This is a genomic window from Exiguobacterium sp. s183 (genome assembly GCF_018617655.1).
GTDB lineage: Bacteria > Bacillota > Bacilli > Exiguobacteriales > Exiguobacteriaceae > Exiguobacterium > Exiguobacterium aestuarii_A.
Genome location: NZ_JACSKN010000001.1, coordinates 659,668 through 685,143, shown reverse-complemented (window position 1 = coordinate 685,143; position 25,476 = coordinate 659,668). Strand labels below are relative to the sequence as shown.

32 protein-coding genes and 1 tRNA gene are annotated in these 25,476 nt (G+C 52.3%); 27 read left to right on the top strand and 6 right to left on the bottom strand.

From position 1 onward, the window contains the following. The first annotated feature begins 10 nt into the window (after positions 1-10). The 26 genes from KNP62_RS03610 to KNP62_RS03485 all read left to right on the top strand — a co-directional run bounded on the left by KNP62_RS03610 (position 11) and on the right by KNP62_RS03485 (position 19,311). Positions 11-1,465, top strand: a complete 1,455-nt coding sequence (locus KNP62_RS03610; protein ID WP_214783265.1) for a phage portal protein — start codon at positions 11-13, stop codon at positions 1,463-1,465. Continuing rightward, complete coding sequence (locus tag KNP62_RS03605; RefSeq protein WP_214783262.1) at positions 1,452-2,333, top strand: phage minor head protein; 882 nt, start codon at positions 1,452-1,454, stop codon at positions 2,331-2,333. Before KNP62_RS03610 ends, KNP62_RS03605 begins: the two co-directional genes overlap by 14 nt. Next, positions 2,330-2,545 (top strand): hypothetical protein, encoded by a 216-nt coding sequence (locus KNP62_RS03600; RefSeq protein ID WP_214783259.1) that lies wholly within the window; start codon positions 2,330-2,332, stop codon positions 2,543-2,545. The genes KNP62_RS03605 and KNP62_RS03600 overlap by 4 nt, the downstream gene beginning before the upstream one ends. A gap of 4 nt (positions 2,546-2,549) precedes the next feature. Continuing rightward, on the top strand, positions 2,550-3,467 hold the full coding sequence (locus KNP62_RS03595) for an XkdF-like putative serine protease domain-containing protein (RefSeq protein WP_214783256.1): 918 nt from the start codon (positions 2,550-2,552) through the stop codon (positions 3,465-3,467). Between the two features lie 18 nt (positions 3,468-3,485). Continuing rightward, on the top strand, positions 3,486-4,412 hold the full coding sequence (locus KNP62_RS03590) for a phage major capsid family protein (RefSeq protein WP_214783254.1): 927 nt from the start codon (positions 3,486-3,488) through the stop codon (positions 4,410-4,412). A 64-nt stretch (positions 4,413-4,476) separates the two neighbouring features. Continuing rightward, entirely contained in the window at positions 4,477-4,590 is a 114-nt protein-coding gene (locus KNP62_RS03585; RefSeq protein WP_214783251.1) for a Rho termination factor N-terminal domain-containing protein, read from the top strand. Further along, a complete protein-coding gene (gene yqbG / locus KNP62_RS03580; protein WP_214783248.1) occupies positions 4,591-4,971 on the top strand; it encodes a protein YqbG in 381 nt (126 codons plus the stop codon). After that, entirely contained in the window at positions 4,971-5,309 is a 339-nt protein-coding gene (locus tag KNP62_RS03575) for a DUF3599 family protein (protein ID WP_214783245.1), read from the top strand. Before yqbG ends, KNP62_RS03575 begins: the two co-directional genes overlap by 1 nt. After that, positions 5,306-5,701, top strand: a complete 396-nt coding sequence (locus KNP62_RS03570) for an HK97 gp10 family phage protein (RefSeq protein ID WP_214783242.1) — start codon at positions 5,306-5,308, stop codon at positions 5,699-5,701. Before KNP62_RS03575 ends, KNP62_RS03570 begins: the two co-directional genes overlap by 4 nt. Then, positions 5,701-6,171, top strand: coding sequence for a hypothetical protein (locus KNP62_RS03565; RefSeq protein WP_214783239.1), 471 nt, complete (start codon positions 5,701-5,703; stop codon positions 6,169-6,171). Before KNP62_RS03570 ends, KNP62_RS03565 begins: the two co-directional genes overlap by 1 nt. A 13-nt stretch (positions 6,172-6,184) precedes the next feature. After that, on the top strand, positions 6,185-7,249 hold the full coding sequence (locus KNP62_RS03560) for a phage tail sheath subtilisin-like domain-containing protein (protein WP_214783236.1): 1,065 nt from the start codon (positions 6,185-6,187) through the stop codon (positions 7,247-7,249). Beyond that, positions 7,249-7,683, top strand: coding sequence for a phage tail tube protein (locus KNP62_RS03555; RefSeq protein WP_214783233.1), 435 nt, complete (start codon positions 7,249-7,251; stop codon positions 7,681-7,683). The genes KNP62_RS03560 and KNP62_RS03555 overlap by 1 nt, the downstream gene beginning before the upstream one ends. A 43-nt stretch (positions 7,684-7,726) precedes the next feature. Beyond that, the gene (locus KNP62_RS03550; RefSeq protein ID WP_214783230.1) at positions 7,727-8,119 is read left to right on the top strand and encodes a hypothetical protein; all 393 of its coding nucleotides are present in this window, start codon (positions 7,727-7,729) and stop codon (positions 8,117-8,119) included. Beyond that, positions 8,119-8,328 carry a hypothetical protein gene (locus KNP62_RS03545; RefSeq protein WP_214783227.1) on the top strand — a complete coding sequence of 70 codons (210 nt, stop codon included), beginning with the start codon at positions 8,119-8,121 and terminating at the stop codon, positions 8,326-8,328. The genes KNP62_RS03550 and KNP62_RS03545 overlap by 1 nt, the downstream gene beginning before the upstream one ends. A 2-nt stretch (positions 8,329-8,330) precedes the next feature. Further along, on the top strand, positions 8,331-10,016 hold the full coding sequence (locus KNP62_RS03540) for a hypothetical protein (protein WP_214783224.1): 1,686 nt from the start codon (positions 8,331-8,333) through the stop codon (positions 10,014-10,016). Beyond that, positions 10,017-10,562, top strand: a complete 546-nt coding sequence (locus tag KNP62_RS03535) for a hypothetical protein (RefSeq protein WP_214783221.1) — start codon at positions 10,017-10,019, stop codon at positions 10,560-10,562. 13 nt (positions 10,563-10,575) lie between these two features. After that, positions 10,576-10,818: a hypothetical protein gene (locus KNP62_RS03530; RefSeq protein WP_214783218.1), complete on the top strand. Its 243-nt coding sequence runs from the start codon at positions 10,576-10,578 to the stop codon at positions 10,816-10,818. Next, a complete protein-coding gene (locus tag KNP62_RS15645; protein ID WP_214783215.1) occupies positions 10,818-12,869 on the top strand; it encodes a M23 family metallopeptidase in 2,052 nt (683 codons plus the stop codon). Before KNP62_RS03530 ends, KNP62_RS15645 begins: the two co-directional genes overlap by 1 nt. An 11-nt stretch (positions 12,870-12,880) precedes the next feature. Continuing rightward, complete coding sequence (locus KNP62_RS03520; protein ID WP_214783212.1) at positions 12,881-13,348, top strand: hypothetical protein; 468 nt, start codon at positions 12,881-12,883, stop codon at positions 13,346-13,348. Further along, entirely contained in the window at positions 13,326-14,441 is a 1,116-nt protein-coding gene (locus tag KNP62_RS03515) for a baseplate J/gp47 family protein (RefSeq protein ID WP_214783209.1), read from the top strand. Before KNP62_RS03520 ends, KNP62_RS03515 begins: the two co-directional genes overlap by 23 nt. After that, positions 14,438-15,022: a putative phage tail protein gene (locus tag KNP62_RS03510; RefSeq protein WP_214783206.1), complete on the top strand. Its 585-nt coding sequence runs from the start codon at positions 14,438-14,440 to the stop codon at positions 15,020-15,022. The genes KNP62_RS03515 and KNP62_RS03510 overlap by 4 nt, the downstream gene beginning before the upstream one ends. A gap of 1 nt (position 15,023) precedes the next feature. After that, positions 15,024-15,329 carry a hypothetical protein gene (locus KNP62_RS03505; protein ID WP_214783203.1) on the top strand — a complete coding sequence of 102 codons (306 nt, stop codon included), beginning with the start codon at positions 15,024-15,026 and terminating at the stop codon, positions 15,327-15,329. Beyond that, entirely contained in the window at positions 15,326-16,912 is a 1,587-nt protein-coding gene (locus tag KNP62_RS03500; RefSeq protein WP_214783200.1) for a hypothetical protein, read from the top strand. Before KNP62_RS03505 ends, KNP62_RS03500 begins: the two co-directional genes overlap by 4 nt. A 127-nt stretch (positions 16,913-17,039) precedes the next feature. After that, positions 17,040-17,570 carry a hypothetical protein gene (locus tag KNP62_RS03495; protein WP_214783197.1) on the top strand — a complete coding sequence of 177 codons (531 nt, stop codon included), beginning with the start codon at positions 17,040-17,042 and terminating at the stop codon, positions 17,568-17,570. 308 nt (positions 17,571-17,878) lie between these two features. Further along, the gene (locus KNP62_RS03490; RefSeq protein ID WP_214783194.1) at positions 17,879-18,409 is read left to right on the top strand and encodes a phage holin family protein; all 531 of its coding nucleotides are present in this window, start codon (positions 17,879-17,881) and stop codon (positions 18,407-18,409) included. Then, complete coding sequence (locus tag KNP62_RS03485) at positions 18,406-19,311, top strand: peptidoglycan recognition protein family protein (RefSeq protein WP_214783190.1); 906 nt, start codon at positions 18,406-18,408, stop codon at positions 19,309-19,311. Before KNP62_RS03490 ends, KNP62_RS03485 begins: the two co-directional genes overlap by 4 nt. Positions 19,312-19,346: 35 nt before the next feature. Here KNP62_RS03485 and KNP62_RS03480 read toward each other — a convergent pair whose 3' ends face one another. The 4 genes from KNP62_RS03480 to KNP62_RS03465 all read right to left on the bottom strand — a co-directional run bounded on the left by KNP62_RS03480 (position 19,347) and on the right by KNP62_RS03465 (position 21,317). Beyond that, complete coding sequence (locus tag KNP62_RS03480; protein ID WP_214783187.1) at positions 19,347-20,345, bottom strand: hypothetical protein; 999 nt, start codon at positions 20,343-20,345, stop codon at positions 19,347-19,349. A gap of 171 nt (positions 20,346-20,516) precedes the next feature. After that, positions 20,517-20,774 carry a hypothetical protein gene (locus KNP62_RS03475; protein WP_214783184.1) on the bottom strand — a complete coding sequence of 86 codons (258 nt, stop codon included), beginning with the start codon at positions 20,772-20,774 and terminating at the stop codon, positions 20,517-20,519. A gap of 65 nt (positions 20,775-20,839) precedes the next feature. Then, positions 20,840-21,118 carry a hypothetical protein gene (locus KNP62_RS03470; protein ID WP_214783181.1) on the bottom strand — a complete coding sequence of 93 codons (279 nt, stop codon included), beginning with the start codon at positions 21,116-21,118 and terminating at the stop codon, positions 20,840-20,842. Between the two features lie 37 nt (positions 21,119-21,155). After that, positions 21,156-21,317: a hypothetical protein gene (locus KNP62_RS03465; RefSeq protein WP_214783178.1), complete on the bottom strand. Its 162-nt coding sequence runs from the start codon at positions 21,315-21,317 to the stop codon at positions 21,156-21,158. Between the two features lie 192 nt (positions 21,318-21,509). Between KNP62_RS03465 and KNP62_RS03460 the strand changes: the two genes are divergently transcribed. Further along, positions 21,510-22,676 carry a tyrosine-type recombinase/integrase gene (locus KNP62_RS03460; protein WP_214783175.1) on the top strand — a complete coding sequence of 389 codons (1,167 nt, stop codon included), beginning with the start codon at positions 21,510-21,512 and terminating at the stop codon, positions 22,674-22,676. Between the two features lie 153 nt (positions 22,677-22,829). Here the strand turns inward: KNP62_RS03460 and KNP62_RS03455 are convergent. Both KNP62_RS03455 and KNP62_RS03450 read right to left on the bottom strand, forming a co-directional pair. After that, positions 22,830-22,900 (bottom strand) — tRNA-Thr (locus tag KNP62_RS03455). Positions 22,901-23,007: 107 nt separating this feature from the next. After that, on the bottom strand, positions 23,008-25,401 hold the full coding sequence (locus KNP62_RS03450; protein ID WP_214783172.1) for an immune inhibitor A domain-containing protein: 2,394 nt from the start codon (positions 25,399-25,401) through the stop codon (positions 23,008-23,010). Between the last annotated feature and the right edge of the window lie 75 nt (positions 25,402-25,476).

The following is a 25,476-nucleotide window of genomic DNA, read 5'->3' as shown; positions in this document are numbered from 1 at the left end:
AGGTGAGCACATGAACAAACAACGCGTATTCGTAGGCAAGGCGACCGAACTCCCTGTCACCCGCTCGACCGCAGAGGACGATGGTAGTTGGGTCGCGGTGCCTTATGCTCCGAAGTCACTCCGTCTCGTCGTGGAGCAATCGAGCATCCTCCAACAAGCCATTGCCGCCTATAAGAACAACATCGTCGGCTACGGCATCGTGCCGGAGTATATCGACGAGTCAACCGAGGATAGCGGGCAGTCCGCTGAATGGGACTTGGTCGAGGAAGTGCTCGACTGGTTAAGCATCGACAAGTCACTTTCCGAGCTGTTTAAAGAGGTGCTCGATGATCGTGAGGTCACGGGCAACGCCTTCCTTGAGGTCATTCGGGATGACAAGGGCAATGTCATCCAATTGGAGCGGGTCAAACCCGAGTTGGTGCAACTCTCGAAGCCTGAAGCCGAGCCTGTGCTGACAAAAATGGTTCGCAAGGGCAAAGAGAAAATGGTTTGGAAGAAGTTCCGCAAGTTCAAGGTCGACAAATACATCTTCAAGGAGTTCGGCGACCCGCGTGGCATCGACTTCATGACCGGCACTGACACGGATGACCCGAGACGACAGGCGCGTGAGCTGTTGCATCTCAAGATTGGCACGGATCACTGGGGTGTTCCTCGCTGGATTGGTCCCCTCGTTTCCATCATGGGAGCGCGCAAAGCGGAGGAGCTCAACTTCCGTTACTTCTCGCAAGGGCGACATACACCGATGGCAGTGCTCATTAAAAACGGGCAATTAAGTGAAGATGCCGAGCTCGCACTCGCTTCTTACACGAATGAAATCGGCAACGAGGCGATGCAGCATAAGATGTTGGTTCTTGAAGCGGAGAAAGTGACGGACGGGATCGATGACAAGGACAAAGTGGATATTGAAATCAAGTCACTCGCCGACATGCTCCAGACGGACGCCCTCTTCTTAGATTACGACGACAAGGTGCGTGAGAAGGTGCTCAGTAGCTTCCGACTGCCTCCGGTATACGTCGGGCTGTCGCAGGACTACAACCGCTCCACGGTCGAAGAGGCGAAGCGTATCGCCGAGGAACAAGTGTTCCAAGCGGAGCGGGAGGCGTTAGAAGATTTGTTCAACCGTCACTTGCTCGCCTCGTATCAACTCAAAGAAGTGAAGATTGAGGTACGCGGTCCAGAACTCTCGAACGACGAGTTGGTTATCGAAGCACTTGATAAACTCGGGATGCGATTCTCGGATAACGAGGTGCGGGCGGTCGCCGGGAAACTCATTGGATTGGAACTCCCCGTCTTGCAGGGTGAACAGCACGAGTTGCCACAGGGCGCACAAGCCGTCCGAGCGACCATGCAAGACGTACAGGGTGCGGAGCTCTCCAAAGAGATTACAGGCGTCATGAAGGACGTGAGGGAGTCGTTAGACGAGGTGAACGACACGCTAGGGGCGTGGAACCATGTGCCGGACTGATTGGGACGTGTTGCTGAAAGCGGATGACGACGAGTTGAAGGACCTGCTTCGGGACTATCCCGAGGTGGAGGTCATCGTCGCACGGATCAATGGACTCGAGGCGACGCTCGCCCGCTTGCTCCGTAACCTCGGACGTGACTACATCAAGGTCATCACGACGTTTTACGACGAGGTGGGCGGGGCGTTCAACTTTGCATGGAACATCGGCTTGCAGGGACAACTCGCGGCGATACTCGCCAGTGAGCGGTTGATTGCTGACCTCAAAGCGTTCTTCCCGAAGGTCAGCGCAGAGATGGCAGAGCTCATCATGAGCCGTATCGACAAGACGGCGGCTTTTTCGTATTTGAACCCACAGACCGTCCGGTTCCTTGAATCCTATAGCGAGACACTAGCGGGCTACATCGGGCAGAACAGCGCCGACAAGGTATTGGACGTGCTCACACGGGGCGTACAGGCAGGCAAGTCGATCGACGAGCTCGCACGCGAGCTGAAAGAGCATGACGTGTTCAGTCGGGCGAGAGCACGACGTATCGCCATCACGGAAACACTCACCGCCTACTCGGTCGGAGAAGATGAAGCCTATCGCCAGTCACCCTCGGTCATCGGCACACGGTGGCAACATACGGGCGCACGGAAGAACAAGCCACGTGAGGCGCATGTCGCCATGAGCGGGCAGTATCGTCCAATCGGCGAACTGTTCGATGTGAACGGCTATCCGGCGATGTACCCGCGTGACCCTGTCTTACCAGCGAAAGAGCGCATCAACTGTCACTGCACACGGATTCCTGTCGTCGATGAACGGATCATTGGATTGAGTGAGGACGAACGGCAAGCGATTCGAGACAACGTGATAGGAGGATTCGAATGATTGGTGGATACATGGTCGATAGCAATAAATCAAGTTTATCGGTAGAGGCGAGAGAACAAGGACTCCCTACTGCAAATATCAAGATGGAATTTGACTTAACGATAGTCAATGAACATGACGCAGCAGTGATACGTGAAAAATTAGCAACGCTAATGGGTTATGTAGAAGATGTTGTTTTAGGACGTATTGAATTAAGTAATGAAGAGGAGTGATTACATGGGACGCATTACCAACCTCATCCCGTCACACGTCTCCATCGTCGACAAGGCCGCCAACAAGCGGTCTTTTTTGTTGGTGAAGAGTGACCAACAACCGAACGTCGAGGCGGACGTCAAGTTGCTCAAGCGTGACGAGGCACAGCAAATCGTATACGGCGTCGTGTATGAGCCGGACGTCGTGGACGCACACGGCGACTTCATGGACGCCTCGGAGATTGAGAAAGCCGCTCACGTGTTCCTCAAGGAGTTCCGCAACATCGACAAGCAACACGACTTCACGTCGAAGGTGGGCGAGGTCATCGAATCGTACATCGCGCCCGCTGACTTCGAACTCGGCGGACAGACGGTGACGAAAGGCACGTGGATGATGGCGGTCAAGGTCGTCGATGACGTGTGGCAGAGTATCCAGAAGGGTGAGTATACCGGATTCTCATTGGCTGGTTACGGCAACGTCGAGAAGGCGCAGGAAACTCCACAAGAGCCGTCTGAGGACGTGCTGACGAAAGAAGACACCTCATTTCTTAGCAAGTTGAAGAAATTCTTCGCACCGCTGCTCGAACATGAGCAAGTGCAAAAAGAACAGGGAGAGGAGGTGATGACAATGACGAAAGAAGAACTCCAGACACTTGTGACCGACACGGTCGCCGAGGCAGTCGCGAAAGCACTCGCCAAGCAGGAGACACCAGCAGAACCGGCATCACCTCAAGACGAGCCGGAAGCGGTCGCTGAGGACGTCGTGAAAGAAGAGACGCCAGCAGAGGACACAACTGAACAGACCGAACTCGCCAAAGCGCTCGAGCGGATCGCCGAACTTGAAAAACAAGTCGATGCCCGCCCGGTCGCTTTTTCTAGTGGCGCGGAAGTCACGAAGACCGAAACACCTGAAAAGAAATCGTATCTCAAACACTTCGGATAAACGAAAGGGGTTCATCACATGAACAACACAGAATTGCTTCAAAAGCAGATGCAAGACCTTCAAAAGGCGAACGATGTCACATTACCACCAGACGAGGGGCGCGCGTTCATGCGTGACGTTGTCGGTTCAGCCGCAACGCTCCGTAAGCTCTACTTCTACGACGCGAAGTCGCCTGTCGGTAAAATCGAGGCGCTCGGCGTCAAGAAGCGCCAAATGCGCTTGCACCAAGGACTCGACACAGAGCCAACAGGCACTGACCACGTCATCGAGCGTGGCGTACCGTTCGCTCTTGTACCTGTCATGACGGATGCATGGTTCAAGAACGACAACGTGTACTACACAGCGCGTATGCGTGGGCAAAACGTCGAGGATGTTGTCGCTGGCATGATCCAAGAGCAGTTTGCGGCAGACATGCAAGACCTCGCCTTCAACGGTGACGAAGCGTCCGCTGACCCGTTCCTTGAGATGAACGACGGTTTCCTCAAGCAAGCCCGCACGAACGCGGACACAATCAAGCACGACGTGGCAGCGGACATCACGGTCGCTGACCTCCAAGCGGTGCCGACGAAAGTTGCGCGTGAGCAGTTGCGTGCCGGTAAGTTCGTCTGGATCATGGGCGCGGGCACACACGCGGCGCTTCAAGCGGAAGTTATCGCTCGTCCGACACCAAAAGGGGACGCTGTCTTGATTGACGGTGAACTTCGTAAGCTCCACGGCTACGACATCGAGCTCGTCGACCACATCGAAGAGGACAAAGTGTTGTTCACACCACTCGAGAACCTCACGGTCGTCACTGGATTCGATGTGTCGTACCAACGTACTGGCGCAGGTGACCGCGCGGTAGCGAAACAAGGAACGTACCACTTCGTCCTCTCGAGCGCCGACTTCGTCATCCGTACACCGAAAGCACTCGTGTACATCGCACAAGACGCCGTCACACCCTGAGCCGCTCATGATGATGGCGTCAGCGCCTAGTGAGCCAACGTACACGCGAGAGGAACTCGAAGCCATGACGAAGGATGCGCTCTATGACATCACAACGGACATGGACATCGCCGGACGCTCGTCGATGACGAAGGCGCAACTGGTCGATGCCATTCTCGCCGAACAGGGAGGTGTCTAAATGGCGCTCATCACACCGCAACAAGTGAAGGACTATACGGACTTCCCGAAAGTACAGGAACGAGCCGACACGAAACTGGCGTTCGATATCAGGCAAGCTGAGTCGGACGTCTTTTCGTATGTCGGGCATCGTTTCACCGAACCTGAGTATTTCCCGTTGCCGGAAGAGGTCGAGACGGCGCTTGTCCTGCTCACCGAACATTACGCGTTGATCCGTACCGACAAGTCACTCATGAAGGGCTACACGGCGGAGAAACTTGACGATTACAGCTACACCCGAAAGGGCGGTAACGTGTTCGCCAACATGCCGGAAATCGCGAATCTCCTTAAAGATTACGTGAAGGGAGGGAGCGGGGGCGGTGTTCGTCTCCGCGTCCTCTGATGGCGTTTGAAGAGATGCTTTCCGACCGTTGCACCATCAAGCGGCAGATTCCGCTCGAACCGAGTTACGACGATTACGGCAACCCCGTGACCGAGACGACGCTCGGGACGATTGCGACGAATGTGCCGTGTTACATGGTTCGTAAGACGCACGACCTCATCCAGTCAACGAGTTACCAAACACTTCGCGAGAACTGGAAAGTGACGTTCCCGATTGATGCGGACGTACAGGTGAACGATATCCTCATCATCGATGACATGGAGTTGGTCGCAGGAACACCGCGTAACGTGAAGGACCATCACTTGAGCGTATTCGCGACGCAGGACATCGCCTTATGAACGGCTTTGACGAGTTTGCCAAGGATATGGACCAAGTGCTTCGTCACTTCGGTACCGACCTGAACGAATACGTCGATGCGATGGGCTTTACCTTTCTAGCTGAGGTACGCCGTGAGATTTTGCGGCAACAGCTCGTCGACACGCGCTTGATGGTCAACTCGTTCCAGCGAGGGGGCTTATCGAACGTGTGGGAACGCACCAAGACGGCGATTGAGGTCGGCTCGACTGTCGAATACGTCAAGTTCGTCAACGAGGGGCACTGGACGGTCAATAACAAATCGTTCGTCCCGCCGACGCACTTCTTCGACAACGCGTACCGCATCACCGAACGCATCCTCGACGCGAATCTACAAAAGAAATTCGATGACTCCATCCGAAAGGGGTTTAGCTGATGAATCCACGACAAAGTTCCCTCATCCGTTACATTCAGACGACGCTCAACGCCCGTTCGGGTGAGCCACAGTACAAAGCGGTGTACGAAGACGAGGTGCCACTTGCCTTTGTAACACCTAGCATCTACGTCACGCCTATCCAATACGACCGCATTACAGGCTCTTCGGGGCAGTCGAAACGGGAGGCGGTATGCGCCATCGTCTTTTACCGAGAAAAGCGGAAACAGGCACACTGGGACGCCTCGTGCGTCATCGATGCGCTTGCTGTGGCGGGTTACAAGGTGCCGCATTATGAAGGCTCGACCAAGACGGACAGCTTCCTGAAGATACGGGACGCGTCCGTCCGCATGGTCGAAGGTGGACCCACCAATGTCAAGGCCGCGACACTTACGCTCGTCTGGCATGAATGGACGGACATCGACAAGGAACGCGGTCCGCTCATGCAACAGATCAACAACGAATTAGCATAAAGGAGGCAACGATATGCCGACATGGGACAAGACCACTGACCCGATTCTACCGGGTCTGTATTTACTTTTAGAACGTGCCGCTGAACGGGTCATCCGTCCGGGCGAACGGGGCATCATCGCCATGGTCGCCGACTCATCCATCGCTGAGAAACGCGGAGTGGTGCATGAGGTCACGACAGCGAAACAGATCGCCGACACGCTGGGCACGAACAAGGCGCACGCCGAGCTTGCTCTACAAGGCGGTGCCGCACGACTCATCCTCTACGTCCGTAACGACGCGGAGGCACTCGAGGACGCACTCGAACAACTCTCACCGTATTATTTCGACGGCTTCGCACTCGGCTATGATGCCGTGAAAGCGGATGTCGACGCACTCAAGGTATGGCGCGCCCAGATGAAAGCCGATGGGCGTCACTTCGTGGCGTTTGCGGGTAACGCTTGGGGGCTCGCAGACGATGCGGCGGTCGAGCTCGTCTACTCGACGGCGAAGCACGAGGACATCATGCACGTGGGTCTAGGCGTCTCGGACGCATCGGGTGACCAATACTCAGGCGGTCAGCTCGCCGCGTATCTCGCGGGCGTGCAGGGCGCGAAAGGGCTTGGCGAAGGGTCACTCACCCGTCAGGTCATCCCGTTCGCGGTGGACGTGGAACGACGCCTCACGAAAGCACAGCGCGAGAACTTCTATACGGAGGGTATCGCCGTACCGATTCACAACGGCATCGATGTGGTGCTCGAAGGGGCTATCACGAGTGACGCGACAGGCTTCAACAAAGGCAAGCTCCGTATCGCCTACAATGCGGCCGTGTATCAGGAGACGCTCACGTATGCGGTCGAGTCTGGCTTTATCGGCAAGATCAACAACGATGCGGACGGACGAGCGGTCTTGCTCGCTGCCATCGAAGAGTTCAACAATCGCTTGAAGCGGGAAGGCGTCTTGTCAGAAGATACGGCGACCATCATTCACCCGGACTTCCCGCCGGTCGGTGAGTCGATCTACCTGCTCACGTCAGGTGAGTTCATCGATGCGGCTGAGAAGTTCTTCTTCGAGTTCGTCGCCTCAGGAGGTGCTAACTAATGCGGAATGGTCATGAGATTTACCACGGCGAGGAGATGGCCATCTATGTCGATGGTGTCTTCGTTAGCTACGTGGACAACTTCCAATTACGTGTGGACTACAACATCGAGAAGGTGAAAATCCCACGCGTGAAACTGACACAACATAAGGTAGCAGGCGGCGAGGCTTCTGGCGTCATCGGTGGTTTCCTCTATAATGCAGCATTGCAAGCCGCTGCCATGAGTTACCTTGGGAACGGCAAGAAGCGCTTGATCTCGGTGACGGGTTCGATGCGTAACCTCGACACGATGGAAGCAGGAACGGTCACAGCGAGCGGCATCGTCTTCCAATCGGCGGACCTCGCAAACTGGCAAGTGGATGCTCCTGTTAAAATCGAGCAACCATTTTTTGCCTCGAACGTATCAATCAAAGGATTCCAGACACCACGCGCATGAGGCGGGCACTAGCCCGTCTCTTTACTTATAAGGAGGCAGCCACATGGCAAAGTTATCAGTCAAAGAACGCTTGTTGAAGCGGAAGGAAGATGTATTGAAAGTGGAAGTGCGGCTCGACGAGGAAACGACGGTGTACGTGCATGAATTGGCACAGGACGTGCTTGATGACATCCGCAAACGCTGTAAGAAGGATGGCAAAGTGGACGCTGACCGTATGAACGCCCTCATGATCCTCGAGGCGGTACATGAAGCGGATGGGACGAAATCGCTCGACGCCTCGATGAAACAGGAACTTGATATCTTGGACGACATCGAATTCGTGGACATGGCGTATCGTGTCGGCGAGAAAGAACGTATCGAAAAGGCGATGGCGGAAGCAATGGGCTTCATCGACCCAAAAGACGAGGCGAAAGAGAATGAAGAACTAAAAAACTAATGTCGGGCCGCCGTCCAGACGGGAAATCACTCGGACCGGACGAAGCGCCCGATGAATGGTTTTATTTGCACCACCTCTTTCGGCTCCACGGCATCCCGCCGCATGAATCCGAGCACTGGGAGCCGGGTTGGAAGCGGGCGGCTTATATAAGCATCGGCTTGCAACTAGAGGAAGAAATGAAACGGCGCAACGCCGGGTTAGGAGGGTAGTGATGGCCGAAAAGAAATATACCGCGTTATTCGAGGCGAAAGACCGTGTCAGTCCCGAAGTCGAAAAGATGCGCAAGACGATGGTTCGAGCACGGGATGAAAAAGGGAGATTTATCAAGAAAGTTGCTGAGTTAGATAAGCAACAAAAAGAATATGTCACGACAACGAAACGGACCACCGAAGCCGTCGACAAGATGAAGCGGGCGCTCGTCGGGGTCGGCAGCGGATTCGCCACGATGGGCACACGAGGCATGACGGCGGTTCGGACACTCGGTAGCGGGCTCAAGGGTATCGTCAGCACGGTCATGAGTCTCCCGGCACTCCTCGCAGGTGCAGGAGCGGCGTTCGGGGCGTTGAAACTGACGGATGCCATCGTCGGCGGTGCCATGAACAAAGAGCTCTCCCAAATGCAGATGGGCGCACTCCTCGCTGACCAAGGCAAAGGGATGGACCTGTACAAGATGGTGCAGGACAAGGCGATGACCTCGATGTTCTCCGAGAAGGAGTTTTCGAAAGCGGCGACGACCTTCCTGCCGATCACACGTGACTTCGGGGATATCGATCGTCTCATGAGCATCAACGAACGACTCGCTTCCTCGAACTTGCTCGAGGGCATGGAAGGGGCGTCCTTCTCGCTCCGTGAGGCGTTATCAGGTGATATCACTTCGATTGCCGAACGTTTCAACATCTCGAAGAGTAGTCTCCGCTCGAACGGGTTCAGTGCGGACGGGAGCTGGGAGCAAAACCTCATGGCCGTCGACAAGACGCTCGACAAGATGGGCTACACGGCGAAATACGTCGACCAGGTCAATGACTCGGCATACGCACAGTGGCAACTCTTCAAGTCGAACGCATTGAAACTCTTCGCAGACAGCGGGGAGGGCATCCTGTCCAAGCTGAAAGAACCGCTCAAGGAATTGAACACGATCATGGGGTCGTCCAAGATGAGCGCCTTCGTCGACAAGTTCGGTGACTTCCTCGCAGGGAAACTGAGCGCGGGTGTGCAGTACGTCGAGGATATGAACCTCACATGGACGGACTTTGACCGTCTCTTAAAAGGAGCGGGTGAGATTTTCAGCGGTGTCGGCGACTCTTTCGCGATCATGATGGGTACGTTCGACGGCGAGAAAGGTAAGAGTCCCCGTGAACAGTTCGAGCAGTTTGCCGAATCGATGGAAGCGGGCGGCAAGGCGATTCACGACTTCAACGAATCATTCGCCCCGTTCGTCGACATGGTGCGCGGTTTCGCCGAGTGGGGAACGACGTTCTTCCAGCGTGATGAGGATGGCAACAAGCAAAAAGGCTTGCTCCGCTGGGCGGGCGATGCGCTCACAGGTAAGGGGACGGACTGGTACTACACGCCGGGCGAACAACAGACACCGTGGCAACAGTTGAAAGAGACGTTCCGCATGAACGGGCAGTTCTTCGACAAGTTCGAGTTCAACCCGAACGCCGGTTCGTCGAGTCGTCTGAACGGCTCCCACCGCGCTGGACTCTCATACGTCCCATATGACGGTTATATCGCCGAGTTGCATAAAGGGGAGCAAGTCGTCCCTGCACAGGCGGCAGGTCGTACCAACGGGCAAATCGTTATCAACATCAGTCAGATGCAGGTACGCCAAGAATCGGACATCGACGCCATCGGCAAAGCCATCGCCAATGAATTGCGCTTGAAGGGGGCGATGTAAATGCCACGCAGCACTATGGAGGTCGAGGTCACCTATTTCCGTCCTGAGACACGCACCGTGCGCGAGAAGGTCAAAGTACGAAAGAAAATCAACGGGCGCTGGGTGACGACCTACGAATACAAGTCGGTCAAGAAGACGGTACAGGCGGGTTATTCGCGCATCCTGCCTGTCACGCCTGAACAAATCAAGGTGAGTTATACCCGCTCATTTGACGACCGTCCGACCATCGCCCAACGCACCTATACGGCACCGGGCGCGATGAACCCACGCGAGATTCGGCTGGAGAGCTTCTTCACATCCGACTCGGACTATGATTTCACACAACGGACGGTGCTTCACGACCCGGTCGAGCTCGCCAAATGGTTCGAGCAACGAGTGCTCAACACGACGTTCCCTGTCCGTGTCCGCATTCGTGCGTTAGGTGTCTCGGGCTTCTTCCATCTCCGAGAGCTCAACTACGAGACGGAGGGCGCCACATCCGATTTACCGTATGCGATGGTGTTCCGCGAGCGTGGGCTGCCGTCGGTACGCGTCACCCCACTATAAAAGGAGGAGTCCCATGAGTTGGCAAGATGATTTGATTCAAGCGATGAAAAAACAAGGATTCAACCAAGACGTGCGACTCCTTGAGGGGAGCGTCACCAGAACGTCACCGCTCGAGTTCAGTCCTGACCTAGCGGGCGAACCCGCACTCGCTCGATTTACGGAGAGCGTGGCGAACGGTGTGAGCATCGGACAGCGGTGTCTCGCGTTACAGGACATGACAACAGGACGCATCTACGTCATTGCGAGGCTCGTCTGATGAGTTACACGGTCCATTATTATCACCGCAAGAACAAGAAGCGGTACACGGTCACCCAGCTCGTCACCGTCATCAAGATTGACGGCACGCTCGACCGCTTGTATCGCTCGTGTCAGTTGTCCATCGTCGCCAAGCAGGGTGTGCCCTATGAGAACGGGGAACGCATCCGTGTGAGCGCTGACGGCAAGCTGTTGTTCGATGGGCGCGTCTTTCATGTCGAGCACTCGGCGACAAGCGGGGTCACGCTCACCTGTTACGACAATGCCTATTACTTCGAGCGCAACACCGCGAACCTGCTCGTCCGTCCGATTGGGACGACACCAAGTGACAAAGGACTCACCCTCTCGGAGATCGTGCAGAACTTTGCCAAACGAGCGGGCGTCCCGACAGGATACATCAAACCGACCGCCAAGCGTCACGGCAACATCGGATATATGGCGGTCGACATGCAGACGATGCTCCAAGGGTTGCTGGGGCTTGAACGACGCAAGACAGGGAAACGCTATTACTTACGCATGAACGGAGACAAGCTCGACTTACGTGAACGGGGCGGGCTTCCTGGACTCATCGTTGACCCAGTCATCGCTTTGGATATCACGAAGACGGATGACGCCCAGAATGTGTACACCGTCCTCTATGCGAAAGGTCCGGCAGAGGTGGCATCCTCAGGTGTCGCACAGTCACCGGGCGGATTCGGAGGCATCGCGTCGAGCAAGTACAAAGGACCTGATTCCAACGGGTATCAGAGTGGATTCAAGTCACGTCTGAAAGCGACGGACCGGTGGGACGCCCTTATCTATCAGGTGGCGAACAAGAACGGCGTGGACCCCCTCCTCTTGAAACTCATCGTCATGATGGAGTCCTCAGGAAATCCCGATGCCATCTCAAGTGACGGGGCGGGCAGTATCGGACTCACGCAGATCACACCGGGCAACGTCGGGCTACCTGTCGATGCGAACCGGCTCCGTGACCCTGAATACAACTTGCAGAAGGCGTGCGAAATCATGAAGGGGTCGAAATACGGCGTCATGAAGCGTCAAGGCTATGCGCCGACGAGCAAGAACATGGCGCACCTCTGGAATGGTTGGCCTGTTGGTCAAGGGGAGGACGAGAGCGGTTACGCCAACACCATCGAGCAATTGTATCGCGGGTACGGCGTGGACGCCGACCGCGCGTTTACCGACTCACTCCCCGCCGAAAGCAATGACGACACGGCGACCCCGAAAGCGGAAGAGGTCGTCTATCAAGCAGAAGCGTCGAACAAGGCGCTCCGCGACAAGCTCGGGACGATGCGAAACGTCATTACGCTCGATGCGGAAAGTTTGAAGGATTTGGTCGAACAGACGCAACGCCTCGTCAATTCATACGGCGAGGACAGAAGCCTTTCGGTCGAGATGATCGGGCATGTCAACGGACAGTCCGGTCGCAAGGTCGAGCTTCGCGGCAATCAGGTGTCGGGCGGGACGTGGTACATCCAAGCGGATAGCCATATCATCACGGCGAACGGGCACACGATGCGCCTCACGCTTGCCTTGAATGACAATCTACCAGAACCCGAAGTGCCTGAGACGCCGAAAAGTAGTCTCCTTGAGAGCGAGATTGACCCGAACGCACCCGAACGGGCGGACGGCAAGATATTCATTCGCCCGACAGACGGGCGGGTCACGCAGAGCTGGGGACCGGCGAGTGGGGCATACGGCTACACGTTCCACAACGGGATTGATATCGCCAACTCGGTCGGTACACCGGTTCGAGCGGCGGCAGCGGGTCGTGTCGCCAAGTCTGCTTTCTCAAGTGGCTACGGCAAGCACATCATGGTCACGCACTTCCCAGATGGGGCGAGTGGCCAGAAGTGGGTCACGGTCTACGCCCACTTGTCGGAGATCAATGTCAAAGTCGGCGATCAGGTCGGCATCGGGCAACTCATCGGCAAGATGGGCAGTACCGGCAACTCGACCGGCTCACATCTCCATTTTGAGATTCACAAAGGTGATTACGCCTATTCGCCGAGTTCGCCGCTCAACACGGTCAACCCGGCACTTTACTACTAAGGAGGGACGCCATGTTTCCGACAGACGAATTAAACGAGGTCTTGGACGGCGTGGTCGACACCGAGACGGAGGACGCCCTGCTCGTCAGTGGCTATGGTACTCGCACATGGGGCATCGATTGGCGCAACGGTCGCCTGTTCAAGGCCGACCCCGTCCGCACGAAAGCCGAGCGGGTCATCAAGTATCTCTTGACCCCACGCGGGCAGGTCGAGGTGTACCCGTCCTTCGGCTCGGACAATCTCGATGAGGGGTACGGCTCCCTCATCTGGACGATGTTCGGTGAGGTCTACCCTGATGCAGAGACGGCGCGGTCGGACCTACAAGCCTTATGTAACGAGGCGGCGCTTGCCGTCGTCGGGGTCGAGGGGGTCACCGCCGAAGAGGTCATCCTGAAGGACGACGCGCTCACCGCACGCATCCGCATCACGATTGACACAGGAGAGGAGGTCACGGTCGATGACATCACCATTGCCAACTAGTTTTATCTCGATTGAAGCCGAGAGCGCCGAGGTCATCCACGCGCGCATGCTCGACCAAGCCAAACAATATGACGGTGACACGGACACGCAGGAAGGCTCGCCTGTCTGGGATGCCACGAAACCAGGGGCAGACGAGATTGCTGACGTCCAGCGTATGATCGTCGACTCGGTCTATGCTGCCATCCCGTCCACCTCATGGGGCGAATTCTTGGATGAACTCGTCAAAGAGGTCGGCATCACCCGAAAGCCCGGACAACTCGCGACGGGCACCATCAAATTGCAGAGTAACGTCGACATCACAGTCCCTGCGGGCACAATCATCTCGACAGAGGCGGACGTGCGCTTCACGCTTAACACGGACGCGGTCATCACACCGCCAGCGGAACAGCCTGACCCTGACAACCCGATTCCAGGGGAGACGACAGTCAGTGTCACAGCGGAAGACGTCGGACTCGTCTACAACGTCTCCGCGTTCACCTTGACCCGACTGCCCCGCGAGTTCCAGAACCTCGTCACGATCCGTCAGGAAGTCGCCATGACAGGTGGGCTCGACGCGGAAAGTGACACCGAACTGAAGAGTCGCTACTTCCAGCGCCTGCAAAACGTCTCAGGCGGCGGCAATCGTCAGGACTACGTCAACTGGGCGCTCGAGATTGAACAGGTCAGCGCCGCGAAGGTGTTCCCGACCGACCCGTCACCCGGAAGCGTCACGGTGCTCATCTGGACGAAGACGGGAGAACCGGACGTATCGGTGCTCGACGCGACACAGGCGCACATCGACGAGAAGGCGTCCCTCATTGCGACGAACCTCATCCAAGCGCCGACTCCTCGTCTCATCGACATCACGGGCACTCTGAGCGTCATCGAAGGGTATGAGGCGGCAGAGGTCATCTCATCCTATGAGACACAAGTCAATGCTTATCTGAATAGTGTTGTGTTCACGGCAAATCCAGTCCGTTACACCGAACTCCTCAAAATCCTGCTTGATACGGATGGGGTGCTCGATGTGACGGACTTTTTGGTGAACGGCGGATTGAATAACATCGTGCCAGCCACGAAAGAGGCGCCGGTACTCGGGAGCGTGACACTATGAGCGAATTGACGCAGACGGCGCTTGACAAGTTCGAGCGTTTTTTGGACATGTCGGCACCGTATTGGCGCGAGAATAAGGACATGCAGAGTATCTTCGTCGCCTATGCCTCCCTCATCGCCAGCATCGAGACGACGATTGACGAGACGCTCACAAACGAGCGTTTCGTGGCATCGGCGACCGAGGCGGGCATCGCCCTCATGGAGTTGCAGTACGGGCTTCCTGAGGACGAGACGCTTAGTTTGGACGATCGACGGGCACGACTCCTCGCCGCGAAACGAAAGTCACAGAACGTCAACGAGGCGTATTTGAAGAACGTCGCGGGCGGGCTGGGGCTGACGGTCGAGATTGTGAGGAACATGGACGGGTTCGTCATCGAGGTGGACGTGTTAGGCGAGGACAAGCCGATTGACGAGGGGCTCCTGTATAAGACGTTTCGTGAAATCATCCCCGCCTATCTCGACTTGTTCTACCGCGTCAAGATCAAGACGAACCTGTCACTCGAACACGTCCTCATCTTGAACGAGGTGCGGGTACCGTTGTTGAACCAGACACGCATGATGACGACACCAGGAGGGTTATGAGATGCCGAACATGTTTGAACCGACACTATTGCAAGACATCGCCCTCTACATGAGCGGTCGCATCACCCGTGCGGCTTATCTACAAGACGGCAATGAATATAACGCCGACATCGTCAAGAACGACGTTGTAGGCACGAAACTCAATCTGTGGGTCAATATCCCCGCGAACACGACAGGCATCAGTCAGTTGCGCTTCTATGACGAAAACGATGTGCGCCTCTTGAATCGCCCGACCGTCATCGTGCAGCGACCAGGAAGACCGACCTACGCACGGATTGAGATTGATACGAAGGAGATGAGCCTATGACCCAAGAGTTTAAAGACCATATTGTGCAGTATCCAAACCGATTCAAGCGTGTCCCTGTGGCGGGCACCACAGACCAATTTGACCTGATCCCGACATGGCAGGAAAATCCGAGCGAAGTCGTACAGTTAGGGACGCCGATTGACCGCCAATTGTTCGAAGGGATTACGTCGCAGTTGGCGGAAACAGAGACAAAACTTTCAGTCACGGATCAACCTGATTTTGTACGTGATTTATCTCGTCTTTCGAGTCAAAAACAAAAAATGAACGTTCAAATCGCCGTCGGGAACCTTAAACAATTTTTCGTCAATGTACAGACTGCCCCAACAAAAGGGATTGCATACGCATTTCGTCGTGATGGTCAGGACGATTACATCACATTGATGGAAGGGGCGGTCGGTGATATCACTCCACAATATGCCGTCATCGAGTCTAAAAACAACGAAACGGAATCGGGTGCATTCAACAAAACGAATGCACCAAACTATTACGCAAGTGTTGTTAATGATTGGATTGCGATCAGTTTTACAGGGACGAAAGTGTCCCTTAACCACTACGCAAACAATCAGGGTGGATTATGGGAAGCGATTTTGGATGAAGGTACGGCGGGTGAGCAACGGGTTAATGTATCTGTATTCTCGACGACAGCGGTAGCAATTAAGGAGAGCACACTATTTCAAAATCTTGAAAAGAAAAAACATACGCTTAAACTCGTCTTTAAAGGGCAGGATCCGGCAAATCCCGTCGCATCTCCGCGTGGTTGGTACTTCTTTGGCGGGACACGCACACAGGACGTACAACGGACGTTTAACATCTATGACGATACCTTCAACATCACACAGACGACACAGGTGCTTTACAGTTACTCAAACAAAGAGTTTGCCATCAGCGCTCGTCCGGCGGGAACGACAGAACCCTATCATTTCGTCCCCGAACACAACGCGATTGGTACGGCGTTTAATTTACAGGACACTCAACTGCTCGTCGATGGAAAGCCGGTCACGTGGAACACCGGGAACTATTACATCGACGTAGAAACGGTACAACTGATTCAGAAGGTTAAAGGCGTACATCCATCCGACATAACCAACCCGTTGATGGAAATCATCACTTATCACACGATTAAAAACGGAGTCGTCACCGTGTCCGGGCGCGTGAAATTCTTGCGCGACACACAAATCGATGTCGGATACGCATTAATGTTGCCGTATTTTGTCAGTTTCGCCAAAAAAATTAAGACGAGCATCGGCAATGATTACGCCGTCATCACCAACCAACCGAACTATAAAGAGTATTGGGCCGAAAGTGATGTAACACAATCGTTCGCCATCCTCAACGACGTGGACGCAGGAGAAAAAATGAACACGGCCGTCGCCATGACGATTGACAATTTCAAACGGACGAACCGCATCGGTAATTTAGGTGTGGGAGACCCGTTTTCTTGGATTGAGCACCGAGGGGCGACACTAGGTAAATTGTATTTTCAGCAATTCGAAAATGTTACAATCCCTGCCGGAGAAGAGTACCGTTTCGACGGTCGCTATTTAGTCACAACACTACCAAATGTTTATGAATTTATTTTGTGAGTAAAGTCTCATTCGGAACATATCACGACATACTACTGTACAATTAAATCTTCAAATTGAATAATTTCAGAAGGGAATCCCTCCATTTTGTAGAATGAAGATATTGGAAGAAGATGGAGGGATAACAATGAATAATCTACTTGAAAACAAAATGTTAAATTTCACTAATGGAGTAAGGGATTCGATAAAGGACAGAAACTGGTATTCATCCCTTACACTAGCGTTAACGTTGCCTGATATTTGCGGCAGACTTGAGTTTCCAGAAAAAATTTCGTCTAAGCGATACGTTGATTGGTTCGAAGAATATTTAATGGATAAATACACTTCGAAAAGCCCTTGGGGAACGCACGTGTTCTTGAATGGTGAGGATGCATATGCCTTGAGATGCGCCTATTTGCACCAAGGAGAATCGAACATTGAAGAACAAAGGATGAGAAAGATTTTGTCTGATTATCTATTTGTCGAACCGCCGAGTAGCGGGATGATCCATTGTAATCAGATAAACAATACACTCCAACTACAAGTTGATGTCTTTTGCACCGACGTCTGCGACGGTGTAGATGAGTGGGTGAAACGCGTCAGTGGTAACGAGGTCATCCAACAACGAGCAGAAAAACTTGTTACTATTCATCAAGTAGAAAACGGTTTTTCTTTTTAGTGATTACGTGTCGACGAGGAGGTCCCTCTAATGAAAATTTGGTATTTAGAGTTAAGGATCGATAACGAACTTGATGACAAACTAAAAAAAACTAGTTGATACATCTGGTGAAGATGATGAAGATATCGTTTTGAAAGCACTAAGGGAGTACCTAAAAACAAAAGCAATCTCCTAATATCGATACAAGCAAAAAATACTATTACAGCGCCTCCTCTGGGGCGCTTTTGTTTTGCCCACACGCCGTCAAAGGAGGGTCACACTCATGCACACGACACAGCCCGTGACCCCACACAACAAGGAGGTCCATCATGCGTACACAACACTTTATCGAGGGCGGCGTCGCCGCCACAGCCACTATCGTCACAGGGATGCTAGGGGGCTGGGACGTGGCGATTAAACTGCTCGTCACGCTCATCGTCATCGACTACGTCACAGGCTTTTTAGCCGCTGCCAAACACAAACGCCTCAACTCGGACGTCATGTGGTGGGGCGGCATCCGTAAAGGCGTCGTCTTCATGGTCATCATCGTCGCCGTCCTACTCGACGAGATGCTCAACAACAGCCATCCGGTCATGCGGACGCTCGTCATCTATTACTACATCGCACGAGAGGGGCTATCGGTCACGGAGAACTGTGCGCTGTTGGGCGTACCACTCCCTGACAAGCTTGTCGAGGTACTGTCGCAACTCCAAGGCGACAAGGAAGACCCGACCATCGACCGCATCGCCCAAGACGTCGCACCAGAGGACGAACAGGTCAAGCCGGTCAGCCGCGAGGTGCCGATTGATGCAGAGTTAGCCGAGAAGGAAGTCATCGCTACAAAGGAGGAAGACAAGTGAGCTACACGATTCGCCAACAATGGCTCCCGAAAAGTAAATATCCTCTGAAAGCACCGTATTCGATGACCCCGAAGTACGTCACGATCCACAACACGTGGAACGATGCGCCAGCGAAGAACGAAGCCAATTTTATGTTGAGCAACCCGAAAGAGACGGGTTTCCACGTCGCTATCGATGACGTAGAGGTCGTCGAGCTCATCCCATTCAACCGTAACGCCTGGCATGCTGGCGACGGGCTCGAAGGGAAAGGTAACCGTGAATCAATCGGGATTGAGATTTGTTACTCGAAGTCGGGTGGGAAACGTTACGAGGAGGCGGAGGCAAATGCGATTGAATACACCGCACATGTGTTGGTCCAATTGGGATTGCCACCTTCCGCCGTGAAGTTCCATCAAGAGTGGAGCGGCAAGAACTGCCCGCACCGCATCTTGGATGAGAAACGGGGCGCTGCCTTTAAACGAGCGATTGCTGAACGCTATGAGGAACTGAAGAACCCAAAACCAATCGCACCGCAACTCGTTAAGCCCGCCTCATCCAAGAAACTCGGTTCACTCACCACGAAGCGCGACGTCCCTGCCTATGCCCGCAACAAGTGGGGCACCCAGACGGGTGCAGTCGTCAAGAAAGGCGAGACACGCAACGTCTACGCCATCAAGGACGGTTGGTATCAGCTCTACTCGGGCGAGTGGCTCCCGTCGCAATCTGGCACGAACTTCGAGTACAGGCTCGTAAAGAAGTCTGATCCACCGAGGACGGAACCGCCGGACGTGAAACCGCGACTCAAACGCGTCATCGTCGACGGCAAACAGGTCGGCGCGTTCAGTCAACAAGACAGCGTTATCCACGGCGTCTCTGAAGCGCTGGATGGCAAGGCGAAGAACATCCGTATAGAAGACGTATAACCACGACGAAACCCCACTCGCTTGAGTGGGGTTTTTTAAAATTCAATCATAAAATTACTTGTGGCATTAATGATGTCACCTTTAGCAAAATCAGTATTTTCATTGATTACAGAAAAGTAAAGTTTGTTATACGCCTCTGAATTGGAAGCAAGCAACTTAGTAGTGTACTGCTCTTGTTGTATTTTCACATTGACCTTAGCGCGATAAGTATCACCAGAGATTAGGATTTCATCGCCTGGTTTAAATTGTAGATCAGCATGTTTGAATCCGGATTTTGAAACGTCGTATGTCTTGCCATGGAAGTTGACTGAACTAGTGATTTGACTACCGCCGTTGTTTCGTAAGATTGGTAGCATAGTGAGATACAAATATTGAAGTTGAATATCATCTAAGAATTCGACCTTCTGGTTCGAAGTGACGAGATCGCCAGTAATCAATACTTCATTTTTACGTTCAATCACAGGCTCACCAGAATTAAAAACTGTATTATCACGCGAAACTTCGCTTGTATAAGAAAGTTTTAATTCAGTAAAGTCTTTATACTCACCTTTTTGGGTCATATCAACGTCTTTTCCATCAATAGTAATCTCCACATCTTTGAAATGATCATCTCCATGATGGTGCCCACCGATAAAATCGTTAGCCTTTTCTTCACGCGCGGCAAAAAACCATTCTCCATCCGAAACAATCTGATTTATGTTTCTGAAACCTCCATATTTTGTCGCTTTTACGTGACTCACTGAAATGATGTTCCATATGTCGTAATTTGATGCAGTTTCATTTTTATCAAGACTTTTCTTTTTGTTTTCTAAAAGGTAGTGAATATATTCATTTTCACCACCTTTACGGAAATAAAGATTTAATGAATTCTCGGTTACTGAAAGAAAACTCTCACCACTAAACTTCCGATCCGTTTGTTTTATTTGAGTATTCTCTGAGCTGATAACAGGCTCATTTTTGTGAAAGATTTGAGCATAACCTACAACGAGTACAAAAACTAAAGCTAGCATTAACGCCACCAATTTATTGTTCAATTGTTTAACTCTCCCTTATAAGAATTCTTACTATAAATTACATTATATCCTTATGTTGAAATTATTTAAATCTCAAATGGGAAAATATACAAAACATTTAAATGGAATATTTTTTTAGTTAGCTAATTAATGCAAAAAACTTTAGCATATGAGTAATAATGAGACCCCACCTCAAACGAGAGTGGGGTCTTTTTTGCGTTTCACTTTCGGCTTCGTGTGCATCTTACGGCTATACCCGCGATGTAGATACACCCATTGCCACCATGTCGCATCTCGACTCGTCACCTCACACAGATAGCGCATATTCAACGGATTCACCTCGATGACGCGGAACCTGATGTGCGGGTCAAGGTTCGCCATCACCAATCGGGAGTAGATCAACTCGTATGTATCGTCATACAGCATAAACGGTCGTTTCGTCGCCGCCATGTCATCACCTCATATCGAGCATACGCTCGTCAAACAGCATCGTCACGTGGACGTTCCGTGAATCCTCAGCGTAGCAAATCGCACGATTCGAGGAAACGCCTCAACTCCGGCAACTCGTTCCGCCGGTCATTCTCCCATAAATCCTTGAACGCCTCAGGGTCATGCGATAAAGTCGTCTGCTGATAAGTGTGCTCGTCCACTGGCGTCATGATGACGATCGGGTCCGTCGACAAGCCCAGGAATACGTCCGTCTCGCCGTACGTCTCCGCCAGTTTCCATGTGGCTCTGTACCGCCCGTGCACGTCAGCAGGGACGAGTCGTTGATTGATGATGCTCCATTTCATGATATCCCTCCAAACAAAAAAGCCCTCATTCGAGAGCCTATTTCGCCAATGTGATTCGATTGTCCTGCCGCGTCACATACTTCGTGACCGAGCCCGTTTGCTCCACCGTCACCGCTTGCAACCGACGCAACATTTCCTCAATCTCTTTCGTCGTGCCTTTGATCGCCACTTGGGTCCCACCGATGACCACAATGTTCATGAGAGCCTCCTATCTAGTTGACTAGACGACTTTACTACTTGATTATTCCCGCATTATATAGAAGGAAAACCTTTCTACCTTTCATTCAAAAATAGGAACAAACGTTCTTTCATTTGGTGTAAGATTGTCTATACAGGGAGAGTGAGGTAGGATGGTTCTGCTTACTCTCATGCACAGGGTAGGGGGATGAAGATGAATATTCATTATGATGAGAAGAAAAAAACGTATTACACACGCGTCACGCTCGGCTACAACAATTTAGGACAACGCATCCAAAAATATGTGACCGCCAAGACGAAGCGGGACATTCAATCGAAAGTCACGAATTGGATCAACCGATTCGAAGCGGGAGAGTTTGACGAGGTAGAACGTAAAGATGCGTCACTCACGTTTGAAGAAGTGGCTGATGAGTGGTTGACCGAACACGTTGCTGAACTGTCCATCAACACCAGAGACAGCTACACAGCACGAATGAACCGCATCTTAGACCATTTCAGAGGACAAATTGTTCAAGAGGTGACCACCCGAGACATTCGAGTCTTCTTGAAAACTTTGCAAGAGGAAGGGCTGGCACCCGAGACAACGAACACGTATCGGAGCATTCTTTCCTCACTATTCGGTTATGCCGTCCGAAACAAGTATGTGAGCGAGAACCCAGTCAGCGTTATCAAACAGTTCCGTATGCCGAAGAAGGAGATTCACACCTTCGACTCGTTACAACTCACATCCTATTTGAATGGATGCAAAGAGTTGGCCGAGGAAGAGGCGAATCACGGGAACTACGTCGCTTTGAAGACTGCAGCATACACTGGTATGCGAATCGGTGAGGTATTGGCGCTCCGTTGGTCGGACATCGACTTTGACAATGCGACGATACGTGTCGCTCACTCTCTATCGTACAGCACGAAAGACAAACGTTACTCATTGGACGGAACAAAAAACAAACGTGTCCGTCACGTCACCATCTCGAACAACTTGGTCCAGACATTGAAATGGTACAAGATGCAATGGATGTTTCTCGTGAAGAAGATGCGGAACGAGCCAGAGCCGACGTTCTCAAACCTGGTATTCCTTACGATTGAAGGGAAACCGAAGCACCGCTCTTACCTTCGACACTGGCATAAGCGCGTCTTACGTGAGAAGGGACTGCCTGAGGACTTCCGTATCCATGACCTGCGCCATACCCATGCTACGCTATTGCTCGAACTCGGTGAGCACCCGAAGGTCGTACAGGAGCGGTTGGGGCACAAGGATATCAGTGTCACGATGGATATGTACACCCACGTCACGATGACGCTCCAGAAACAGACGGCCGAGACATTCGGGGCGTTAATGGATCAAAAGCTATCAAACGAGTAACTATCGTTCGACAAATTAAAACCAATTCGACAAAGCGGTGCTCACGACACAAAAAAACGGAAACTGTGCAATTTCTGTGCAATGACAAAAAGAAAGCACCTCCTGTCATAAACAGGAAGTGCTCTGAACCGCTTCGTTGAGCGGTGTTTTTGATGCCTCCGACGAGAATCGAACTCGTGCTGCAGCATTACCATTGCTGAGGTCTGCCACTAACCTACAGAGGCGTTACACCAACTATGTTACACACGTTCCTTCCATTTTTCAAGCTTTTTCAGAATAATAAGACCTCCAATCTTCTTTGTTAGAAGACTGGAGGTCGAATGGTTCATGCTTATTTTGTGCGGATCCAAACAGCACCTGCAGAGTTGTCTTTCGCTTCACCGACAACGTCAATGACGAGCCCGTATTGCGGAAGTTTACGTCCTGCATCTGGGATGAGTGAGTTGATGTACGAATTCGCATCATTGAACTGTTTCACGCCAGCTTGTGCTTTGTAGTCATACACACCACGACTTGGTGAATCGATGTACCAAGCGAGTGTCTTATCGAGACTGAATGCAGCATCAGCGATTTGGTAACGTGTGCTACCTGCAACTGTCTCTTTCCCGTTCAAGTTTCCGATGAGCGCCTCTGGATGAGAGTCGACGACACCGAGGAAGCCTTCACCAGGGTGGACACCGACCCAGTTGTCTGTGTACGAGTCATCACCGTACCACACGACAAGACCAGTGTTGTATTTCACGCCACGGCCGTTAAGAAGACCCATATCCGCCCCGGCATGGTTACGCCATTCGAGGTAGTAGTAATGTGGTTTTGAATCGTATCCGTCTGAGTTGACGAATCCATCAAGTGTGACGGCTTCAGCACCTTCCGCATCGTCTGCGAAGAGTGTTGCTGATTCTGATTGGATTGACAAGTTGTCGACTGCGAAGCCTTTCATTGCGACGCCGCCATCTGTCACGTATTCGAATACGATCTGTACATCTTGTCCAGCGAATTGTGAGAGGTCATAAGACTTGTTGACCCATGCACCGTTCGTCGTCTCAGCAGGGTATCCAGCTTCGTTTTCGCCGTTGACATCGTCACCGAACACATCGAGGACAACTTCTTTACCGCCGCTGACGGCTTTTACGTACAAGTAGTCGTAATCTGATTCGACTTCATAGAATGAATCGAATGTGAGGACACCGTCCGCACCAAGTTTCACGCTAGGTGTAGCCATTTCAGTATGGATGTCGTCACCTTTTGTCGAGTAGTAGTAGCGCTCGCCATAAGCTGGTTCGATTCCTTTAATCTTCTTATCAGGAAGGTTGACTTTGACGATTCCTGGGTTGTTTGATTTCGTCACAGATTGGTCGAGTTGTGAGACAAAACCTTGTGAGTTGATGTCTTCAAGGTCGACTTCTGTGATGTTCGCCCAGTTTCCACCCATGATTTTTTGGAAGTACTCTTTGTTTTGTGGTGAGAAGCTTGTTGGCTCTGTACCAGCGACTTTACCAGCCCAGCTACCGCCACTCATGATTGACCATGATTGTACTGGCTCACCTTGACCTGTGTACTGCGTATCGTACTCATCTGGAAGACCGAGGTCATGTCCAAATTCGTGTGCGAAGACGCCGACTGCACCGTCTTCAGGTTGAATCGTGTAATCGTACGCCGCCATTTTTCCGCCCCAGTAAGGAACTGCAGCTTCTGTGTTGGCTACCGGATAAACGCCGTTAAGGACCCAACGGTGTGACCATACTGCATCGTCACCGAGTGCACCACCACCAGCTTCTTGACCAGTACCAGCGTGGATGATCATTAAGTGGTCGACGAGTCCGTCTGGCTCATTGAAGTCACCGTCTCCATCCAAGTCATAAAGATCGTATTGGTCGTGCTCGGCAAGATCGATTCCTGATGCGACAGCAGCGTTTAACGCATCTTTAACGAGTTGACGCGGACCAGGACCGACGTTATCATGACCACCATCGCCTTTGTCTGCACCATAGTCTTTAGCAGTTCCTGGTACGGTTAACCATTCAGAAACCTCTCCGTCGACCGTGTAACTGCCACCTGATTGTTCTTCATAGTATTGTTTGAACGTTTGAACCTTTTCTCCGTTGAAGAGTTCAAATGGTTGGTCACCAAACATATAGTTCTCATAGTGCTCTTTGCTGAAGTTGTCACTATACATATAGCCTGCTTCTTGAATAATGTTATTGTGTTTGAAGTCGCTATACTCGACGAGAAGGACGAGGACTTTATCTTCACGCACTGCACCGTTATAAGATGATTGTTGGGCCGGAGAAACCTTCACTTGACCGTTCGGCTTTCCTTTACGGTAATTCGCTTGACCTTTTTTCGCTTTGTCGAGAATTCGTTCAGTTTCTTTTTCGAATTGAGTATGTATCTTCTCTTTTGCTTTTGAAGCCTTCTCATTCAATTCGTCGTCGTGCTTATGTGGATCTTTCGCTTCACCTTGTTTTTTCGCGATATACGCGTCGACCGCTTTCATGCGCTCCGATGCTGACAATCCTTTTTTGATGACGCCACGCTTCTCGAGTGCTTTTGCGAGACGATCTTCGTCGATGATGTTGTGGTCGAACGGAGCAAGCTCGCTCGTTGTCGGCACAGATGGTGCAACCGATAGGGGTGCAGCACCAGCAGCCGGAACGATGCTGACTGTCATGGCAGATGTCATGAGAGCCGCGAGTGTCGTTCGACGGATGGAACGTTTTTTCATTTGTATGAACCTCCTGTAAAAAAATAATGGGAAAATGTGTGAGCTTGTTGTAAATGTACCGTTTGTGTCTGATTA

Excerpts from the sequence above, each read along its gene's own strand:
- KNP62_RS03450 (WP_214783172.1), bottom strand. The coding sequence starts at position 25,401 with ATGAAAAAACGTTCCATCCGTCGAACGACACTCGCGGCTCTCATGACA.
- KNP62_RS03475 (WP_214783184.1), bottom strand. The coding sequence starts at position 20,774 with ATGGCGGCGACGAAACGACCGTTTATGCTGTATGACGATACATACGAG.
- KNP62_RS03600 (WP_214783259.1), top strand. The coding sequence starts at position 2,330 with ATGATTGGTGGATACATGGTCGATAGCAATAAATCAAGTTTATCGGTA.
- KNP62_RS03545 (WP_214783227.1), top strand. The coding sequence starts at position 8,119 with ATGTCGGGCCGCCGTCCAGACGGGAAATCACTCGGACCGGACGAAGCG.
- KNP62_RS03520 (WP_214783212.1), top strand. The coding sequence starts at position 12,881 with ATGTTTCCGACAGACGAATTAAACGAGGTCTTGGACGGCGTGGTCGAC.
- KNP62_RS03535 (WP_214783221.1), top strand. The coding sequence starts at position 10,017 with ATGCCACGCAGCACTATGGAGGTCGAGGTCACCTATTTCCGTCCTGAG.
- KNP62_RS03490 (WP_214783194.1), top strand. The coding sequence starts at position 17,879 with ATGCGTACACAACACTTTATCGAGGGCGGCGTCGCCGCCACAGCCACT.
- KNP62_RS03495 (WP_214783197.1), top strand. The coding sequence starts at position 17,040 with ATGAATAATCTACTTGAAAACAAAATGTTAAATTTCACTAATGGAGTA.
- KNP62_RS03585 (WP_214783251.1), top strand. The coding sequence starts at position 4,477 with ATGACGAAGGATGCGCTCTATGACATCACAACGGACATGGACATCGCC.
- KNP62_RS03555 (WP_214783233.1), top strand. The coding sequence starts at position 7,249 with ATGCGGAATGGTCATGAGATTTACCACGGCGAGGAGATGGCCATCTAT.
- KNP62_RS03510 (WP_214783206.1), top strand. The coding sequence starts at position 14,438 with ATGAGCGAATTGACGCAGACGGCGCTTGACAAGTTCGAGCGTTTTTTG.
- KNP62_RS03595 (WP_214783256.1), top strand. The coding sequence starts at position 2,550 with ATGGGACGCATTACCAACCTCATCCCGTCACACGTCTCCATCGTCGAC.
- KNP62_RS03465 (WP_214783178.1), bottom strand. The coding sequence starts at position 21,317 with ATGAACATTGTGGTCATCGGTGGGACCCAAGTGGCGATCAAAGGCACG.
- KNP62_RS03460 (WP_214783175.1), top strand. The coding sequence starts at position 21,510 with ATGAATATTCATTATGATGAGAAGAAAAAAACGTATTACACACGCGTC.
- KNP62_RS03560 (WP_214783236.1), top strand. The coding sequence starts at position 6,185 with ATGCCGACATGGGACAAGACCACTGACCCGATTCTACCGGGTCTGTAT.
- KNP62_RS03530 (WP_214783218.1), top strand. The coding sequence starts at position 10,576 with ATGAGTTGGCAAGATGATTTGATTCAAGCGATGAAAAAACAAGGATTC.
- KNP62_RS03500 (WP_214783200.1), top strand. The coding sequence starts at position 15,326 with ATGACCCAAGAGTTTAAAGACCATATTGTGCAGTATCCAAACCGATTC.
- KNP62_RS03605 (WP_214783262.1), top strand. The coding sequence starts at position 1,452 with ATGTGCCGGACTGATTGGGACGTGTTGCTGAAAGCGGATGACGACGAG.
- KNP62_RS03590 (WP_214783254.1), top strand. The coding sequence starts at position 3,486 with ATGAACAACACAGAATTGCTTCAAAAGCAGATGCAAGACCTTCAAAAG.
- KNP62_RS03565 (WP_214783239.1), top strand. The coding sequence starts at position 5,701 with ATGAATCCACGACAAAGTTCCCTCATCCGTTACATTCAGACGACGCTC.
- KNP62_RS03575 (WP_214783245.1), top strand. The coding sequence starts at position 4,971 with ATGGCGTTTGAAGAGATGCTTTCCGACCGTTGCACCATCAAGCGGCAG.
- KNP62_RS03515 (WP_214783209.1), top strand. The coding sequence starts at position 13,326 with ATGACATCACCATTGCCAACTAGTTTTATCTCGATTGAAGCCGAGAGC.
- KNP62_RS03540 (WP_214783224.1), top strand. The coding sequence starts at position 8,331 with ATGGCCGAAAAGAAATATACCGCGTTATTCGAGGCGAAAGACCGTGTC.
- KNP62_RS03610 (WP_214783265.1), top strand. The coding sequence starts at position 11 with ATGAACAAACAACGCGTATTCGTAGGCAAGGCGACCGAACTCCCTGTC.
- KNP62_RS03570 (WP_214783242.1), top strand. The coding sequence starts at position 5,306 with ATGAACGGCTTTGACGAGTTTGCCAAGGATATGGACCAAGTGCTTCGT.
- KNP62_RS03505 (WP_214783203.1), top strand. The coding sequence starts at position 15,024 with ATGCCGAACATGTTTGAACCGACACTATTGCAAGACATCGCCCTCTAC.
- KNP62_RS15645 (WP_214783215.1), top strand. The coding sequence starts at position 10,818 with ATGAGTTACACGGTCCATTATTATCACCGCAAGAACAAGAAGCGGTAC.
- yqbG (WP_214783248.1), top strand. The coding sequence starts at position 4,591 with ATGGCGCTCATCACACCGCAACAAGTGAAGGACTATACGGACTTCCCG.
- KNP62_RS03470 (WP_214783181.1), bottom strand. The coding sequence starts at position 21,118 with ATGAAATGGAGCATCATCAATCAACGACTCGTCCCTGCTGACGTGCAC.
- KNP62_RS03550 (WP_214783230.1), top strand. The coding sequence starts at position 7,727 with ATGGCAAAGTTATCAGTCAAAGAACGCTTGTTGAAGCGGAAGGAAGAT.